The sequence below is a fragment of the Brevibacillus soli genome, from assembly GCF_044759095.2.
In the GTDB taxonomy this organism is placed as follows: domain Bacteria; phylum Bacillota; class Bacilli; order Brevibacillales; family Brevibacillaceae; genus JBIYSM02.
Window position 1 is genome coordinate 48736 of record NZ_JBIYSM020000030.1, and the last position, 6422, is coordinate 55157.

Consider the following 6422-nt stretch of genomic DNA (forward strand, 5'->3'; position numbering starts at 1 on the left):
TCATGCCGCGTTTTCCCTGAAAAACGAAAACCGCAACCATCGCGGTTGCGGTTCCTCTGCATTGGGCACCTCTATGTAAACGTTTAGGGAGAAGCCCCGGGATCACTTCTCCCTAAACGGTAAGCAGGGGGTGCTTGATAATGCAGTATACGCAGCACACCTCTGATTGGTGCGTGGTCCCTGGTCACCGCTACCTGCTCCAGTTTGGCCCTTTCTTGTCCTTACGCTTGTCATCGAATTTCTTTTTGTCCTTGTCCTTTTCGTCACGGTTTTCGTCCGTGTCCTTGTCCCGCTTGTCGTCCAATCCCGGTTTGGTCTCGGTGCCGTACGGGAAAGAGGGCTTTGGCTTTTCCACCGCCGGTGCTGTGACCGCCGGTTTGGTGTTGATCGGCTTTGGATTGACCGTTGGTTTGGTTTCCTTGCTCTTCGGTTTCGAATTTGGCTTGTTCGTTTTGGTCTGAGACGGTTCCTGCTTCGCTTCCGGAGGCTTTGCATTTTCATCCGATGGTGGTGTCACATGAGTGCTTTCTTTTTCCGGCAACGGCGGCACGGTAACTGCGGGAGCCGAAGTTGACGGCGGTATCCCGGCATTTCCCTGTCGGTAGCCATCTGGTCCGTTCTCACTTGGATGATTCACCATAAAAAACAACCCCAGCAGCATGCACGCAGCAACCAGACCGCTGCCGGCCCGGGCCATCCAAAGGGGCAATCCTTTCCATTTCGGGCGCTGCTCTCTCGGCGAATCCTTTTTCAATTCCAATCTTGGCAGTTCCGACTCCGCGGACATGGCAACGGTTGAAGGCATTCGTGACGGTGCCTCCAGCTGCGGAAGAATGGAGTCGACAATACTGATTTTGGGCGTTACAGGGGGTAGCTGTTCCAGTTGATCGGATACCCTCTTCAGGCGCTCGTACATCAACTGCAAACCCGGATCTTTCCTGACAGAGCTGCAGAGCAGCAACTGCTCCTGCGGCGACAAATCGTTATCCAGATCCCGCTGCATCAGTTCCCAGATGTGTTCGTTGTTCATCAACCTATCCCCCCTTTCTGGTAATCGTGTAACAGCTCCTGTAACTGTTGTCTTGCCCTGAACAAATAAGACTTCACCGTGTTGAGCGGCAGCTCCAGCGTATCGGCTATCTCCTGATAGGAGAAATCCTCGAGATAGCGCAGTATGACGACCATGCGGTACTGATGGGGCAGCTGCCCGATTGCTTTTTCAATATCGCATGACAAACTGCTAAGAAGGACTTCATCCTCTACATTGTTCCGAACAGGAATGATCAGCTCATGCTCGTCAATCGAGACTGTTTCCTTTTTGGCACGAAATTTGTCCATGCAGATGTTGCTGACAATTCGCTGCACCCATGTGGAAAACTTCGCTTTTTCCTGATAGGTATCGATTTTTCGATAAATCCGAATCAGCGCTTCTTGAGAAGCGTCGAGTGCGTCTTGTTCGTTTCCAAGGATGTAAAAAGCACTGCGGTATACAGCGTTCTCGATCGAGCGGAGCAGTTCGACAAGTGCGTCATGATCACCGGCTTGCGCCTTCCTGATCAGCTCTGCTTCACGCATCTTCTCCTCTCCCTCCTACAGACGTGGCGCTGATGCAAAAGGTTGCAAATCATTATGTATCGGTTATGGTCGTTTTCCAGTACACTCCGTCCGGTCGAATGAAGAGGGTAACTGCCCCCTGCACGTCGGTCCGATAGATATCTGCGCCAACGTCTTGCAATCTTCTGATCACCTCCGGCGAGGGGTGACCGTAACGGTTGTGTTTGCCTGCCGAGATTACGGCAGCCTTTGGTTTTATTCTCGCAAGAAAGTCGCGGGTAGTGGAAGTGCCGCTGCCGTGATGTGCCACTTTTACTGCATCGACAGGAGAAAGTTGGCTGGTTAAAAGCAGCGTTTCCTCGCCTGCTTGTTCCAAATCGCCCATAAACAGTACGGTTTTGCCATAAGCAGAAAGCTTCAACACGATCGACGCGTCATTGTCCGGTGACGCCGTCTCGGCATTGGGATGAAGCCAGGACCAACACACCTGGTCCACATCGCACCAGGTACGGCCGGGGACTCCGGTGACAACCGGAACGCCGCGCATACGGAAGCTTTCAATCAGTTCCGCTTCCGCCTCTTTCGGTTTCGTTCCATTGACAAGCACGGCCCCAAAGAAAAAGCGCGGCACCAATGCAGCCAATCCACCGATGTGGTCGTAGTCTCCATGTGTCATGACCAATCGGTCGATTCGCTCAATTCCGCGTGCCCGCAAAAACGGCAATACGACATCCTTCCCCGCTTCAAACGGATCCCGCCGATCCCGCCAGGACTCCCTTTGCGGAAACCGCGGCGTGCCACCGCCATCAATTAAGTATACTGCTTTTTTACCAACCTCGACAACGATGGAATCCCCTTGTCCCACGTCGATAAACGTGATTCTCACCTCGTTATCGCCCGAAAACGGCTGTCGTGCCATTACAAGCAAAAAAACAAAAACGCCCACATACACGGCTGCATCCCGCATACGCTGATATCCCCTGCTCCACAGAAACGGTACGGCAAAAAGCAGGGCCATGCAGGCAAAAAGCCATGACCAGTGAGGATGAGGCCAGTGGGAAAAGGGAATCGGCTGCTGCTGCAAATCGTGAAGGGGTAGATGGACAAGCTGCAGCAAGGATGAAGTGAAAGCCGCGGGGATCCCGGCGAGAGCGGGATGCAACAAGGCGAGCAAAAAGGCCGCGTACCCTGCCGGCAGCACCAGCAGCGAAAGAACAGGCACCGCAACCAGGTTGATCAGCCACGACACCGGGGAACATTGATGAAACCAGTAGAGAAGGAACGGAAATGAGGTTAGCTGCGCAGACACAGTGACGCCGATGAGCGATTTTGCCCACGCCCAGCGGGGAAACGGAAGCTGTTGGAATATCGGCACGTACAAAATCAATCCCAGCGTTACGGCAAAGGAAAGCTGAAACCCTATGTGCCACAGTTGATAGGGATTATAGATCAGCATGGCTGCCAGGGCGACAGCCCAGATGTCGCGAACAGGCATTCGCGTACGCCCAAATTGGCTGCCGAGTGCGAGCGCTCCCATCAGACCGGCCCTTACGGCGGAAGCGCTTGCTCCCACGAGCAGCACATAAAGACCTATGAAAACGACCGTAACCACCGCAGCTGTTTGACGGGTAAGACCCGCTCTCCCGGCCAGTCGAAGAAAACTCCCGCTGACCAGTGTCACGTGCAATCCCGAGATGGCCAGCACATGTATCAGTCCCAGATCGGCATACATCTCTTCCAATTCCGGACTCAGGCTTTCTTCCATCCCCAACAGCAGCGATTGCATATAGCCCGAGACGATCGGATCGGAAAAAATCGTCTCCAACAACCGGGCGCCGTCGTTTTGCCATCTGTCAAACCGGGCCGCCAAACTCGCGCCATGGGATTGAACCTCAACAGAAGAGAAATCCGTTTCAGCCGTAACGTAAACGCCCTGCCAACGCAAAAAGCGTGCGTAGTCAAACGCGTGGGGATTGCGGGCCGGGGAAGGCAGCGACAGCTTCACGATTCCATAAAACCGGTCTCCCTTTGCCCAGGACGCAACCTGCTCTGTCTGCTCTTGTGCCGAAAGCGAGAGGCGTACGGCAATTCTCTCGAGCGAGGGTAATTCCTGAAAAGCGTCCCGTTTGTATCCCCAGTGCTCCACCTGTATATATAGACGTACGATATCGCCGTCGCGCCGCACGGCAGAGTCGACGAACCCGTTTATCCAGACAGTCTGCTCTTCCGCTGCCAGCGACCGGAGATGAGACCGGTGAAGATGATCGTACCCATGAAAATAGTGAACGGCTAGAATACAGATGAGCGTGTACCACATGACACGCTTTTTCCCCGGAAAGGGAACAAACAGCAACAGGGCTGCCACTCCCCCTGTGACCATCCAGACCACGGACAATCGGACGTAAGCCCCCAGCAGTAGTCCCAACACGATCAACAAACCTACGGGAAACATGCGTAATCCCCCCACCAAGCCAGCGGTAAATGGATCTTCAGTCTACGACACTTGGTGAGGACAATAAAAGTTCTTTCCTGACAGCAAATCGTCTGCCCGCACGTTATGGGTACTTGGAGAGATTGCTTTGCCCTTCAATCCATGATAGATTTAGCTAGAGCAACCTTTGAGAGGAAGAGTAATTTTTTATGTGTGGAATCGTATCACTCTACAACAAGCGGGGCGTGCCCGTTCCATCCGAAACGATTGGAGCACTGACCCGTGTCATCCTGCACCGCGGTCCAGACGATGATGGTTTTCATCTCGAAGACAACATCGCCCTGGGCTTTCGTCGTTTAAGCATCATTGACGTGGAAGGCGGTCACCAGCCGCTGTTCAACGAGACGCGTGACATCTGGATCATCGGGAACGGCGAGATCTACAACTATAAAGAACTGCAAAGCTGGCTGAAAGACAGCGGACACGTATTCCATACCGATTCCGATATTGAAACCATCCTGCATCTGTATGAAGAAGTCGGGACGGACGCGCCGAAACACCTTCGCGGCATGTTTGGTTTCACGATCTGGGACTCACGGAAAAAGCTGCTTTTCGGAGCACGCGACCACTTCGGCATTAAACCGCTCTACTACGTGGAGACTGACGACGCGATCGGCGTCGGCAGTGAAATCAAAAGCCTGCTGGAGTTGCCGGGAGTAAAGCGGGAGGTAAATCATACGGCTTTCTATCACTACCTCACCTTCCAGTACGTGCCTGACCCGGAAACGATGTACCAGGGAATCTACCGAATTCCGCCCGCTCACTTTTTTGTCATTCAAAACGATCAAATCAAATTGACCCGCTATTGGGACGTAGAGTTCCAACCGGATGAAAGCAAGCCGTTCTCCTACTTCGTTGAAGGAACCCGCAGCGTCCTGCTGGAATCGGTCGACAAACACCGCATCAGTGAAGTTCCCCGGGGAGCTTTCCTCTCGAGCGGCGTCGACTCCAGCAGCATCGTCGGCATGCTGAAGTCGTTTGAACCGGTCAAAACGTTTTCCGTCGGCTCCGACATCCCCGGCTACAGCGAACTGGAATACGCTCGCCGAACGGCGGAATTCCTGGGGACGGAGCACCATGAACTGGTCGTCAACGCCCAGCGTTACATGGACGAACTGCCTCGCCTCATCTGGCATCAGGACGAGCCGGTTGCCGACCCTTCCGCGATCCTGCTCTACTTCGTCGCGCAAATGGCGAGTGAACACGTCACGGTCGTTTTGTCCGGTGAAGGTGCGGACGAGTTTTTCGGCGGGTACAACATCTACCGCGAACCGCATTCGCTGCGTATGTTTTCCCGGATGCCGAAGTGGATGCGCCACTCCATCCGCTATGTAGCGGAGAAGCTGCCGGACCAGGTAAAAGGGAAAAATTTCCTGATTCGCGGTTCCAAGACGGTGGAGGAGCGCTTTTTCGGCAACGCCCTGATTTTTAGCGAAGACCTGAAGGAAAGAGTCGTGATGGAGGACATCTTCCGCTCCAGCGACTACCGTTCGCCATGGACCATCACGGAAGACATCTACAAGCGCGCAAGCCACTACGATGATGTCACCAAGATGCAGTATCTGGACATTCATACCTGGCTGAGAGGCAACATCTTGATGAAGGCGGACAAGATGACAATGGCCAACTCACTGGAACTGCGCGTTCCGTTCATCGACATAAAGGTGTTCGAGTTCGCCGCTACCATCCCGACCAAGTACAAAATTGCCAACGGTACCACGAAGCACGTCCTGCGAGAAGCAATGAAGGACTTCCTGCCTCCGGAAATCAAGTCCCGTCCGAAGCTGGGCTTCCCGGTCCCGACGCGCTACTGGCTGAAAAACCAGTTTTACAAATGGGCCAAGGAAATCATCTTTGAATCAAAAGTGGACGATCTGATCAACAAAGCCTATGTGCTCTACATGCTGGATGAACACCGCGAGGGCAATGCCGACTACAGCCGGAAGCTGTGGACCATCCTCATCTTCATGTTGTGGCATCAGATTTTCATTGAACAAAAATACATGTTTGACCCATATGTCAGCCCGTCCGTGGAAATTCGCCGCAAGAAATCGGAGCTGCAGCATATCGGGTAAGATCTACGAAATTAAGAAAAGCTTCGATTGAAGCCCTCTCGAAGAAGCTGGTTCTTCGTTAGAGGAAACTTTTTATGCGTTTCGGAAAGTTTATTTCAGGACGCTTTCACACGGTGAAGCCCTTAAACTTTCCTACACGATAAGAAAACCCAGCCGACTTTAGATAACGCTGGTGTCGGCTGGGGCCCCGAACCCTTTTCTAGCGGCTGTATGGGATGTCCAAATTTATAAATTCTGGTGTATGAAATAATGTCCTTAAACAAAGGAAAATCCCCAGCGACTACGGAAAAAAGAAGTACCTG

4 protein-coding genes are annotated in these 6422 nt (G+C 53.1%); 1 reads left to right on the plus strand and 3 read right to left on the minus strand.

Features of this window, described 5'->3' with window-relative positions; genetic code table 11:
* Nucleotides 1-190: 190 nt before the first annotated feature.
* From ACE99V_RS13495 to ACE99V_RS13505, 3 genes are read right to left on the minus strand one after another with little or no spacing between them, the layout of a single operon-like run.
* Nucleotides 191-1030, minus strand: coding sequence for a hypothetical protein (locus ACE99V_RS13495; RefSeq protein ID WP_400491617.1), 840 nt, complete (start codon nucleotides 1028-1030; stop codon nucleotides 191-193).
* Nucleotides 1030-1575, minus strand: a complete 546-nt coding sequence (locus ACE99V_RS13500; protein WP_400491618.1) for an RNA polymerase sigma factor — start codon at nucleotides 1573-1575, stop codon at nucleotides 1030-1032. Before ACE99V_RS13500 ends, ACE99V_RS13495 begins: the two co-directional genes overlap by 1 nt.
* Before the next feature lie 52 nt (nucleotides 1576-1627).
* Entirely contained in the window at nucleotides 1628-4006 is a 2379-nt protein-coding gene (locus ACE99V_RS13505; protein WP_400491619.1) for a DNA internalization-related competence protein ComEC/Rec2, read from the minus strand.
* A gap of 188 nt (nucleotides 4007-4194) precedes the next feature.
* Between ACE99V_RS13505 and asnB the strand changes: the two genes are divergently transcribed.
* Nucleotides 4195-6120, plus strand: coding sequence for an asparagine synthase (glutamine-hydrolyzing) (gene asnB, locus ACE99V_RS13510; protein ID WP_400491620.1), 1926 nt, complete (start codon nucleotides 4195-4197; stop codon nucleotides 6118-6120).
* Nucleotides 6121-6422 lie beyond the last annotated feature (302 nt).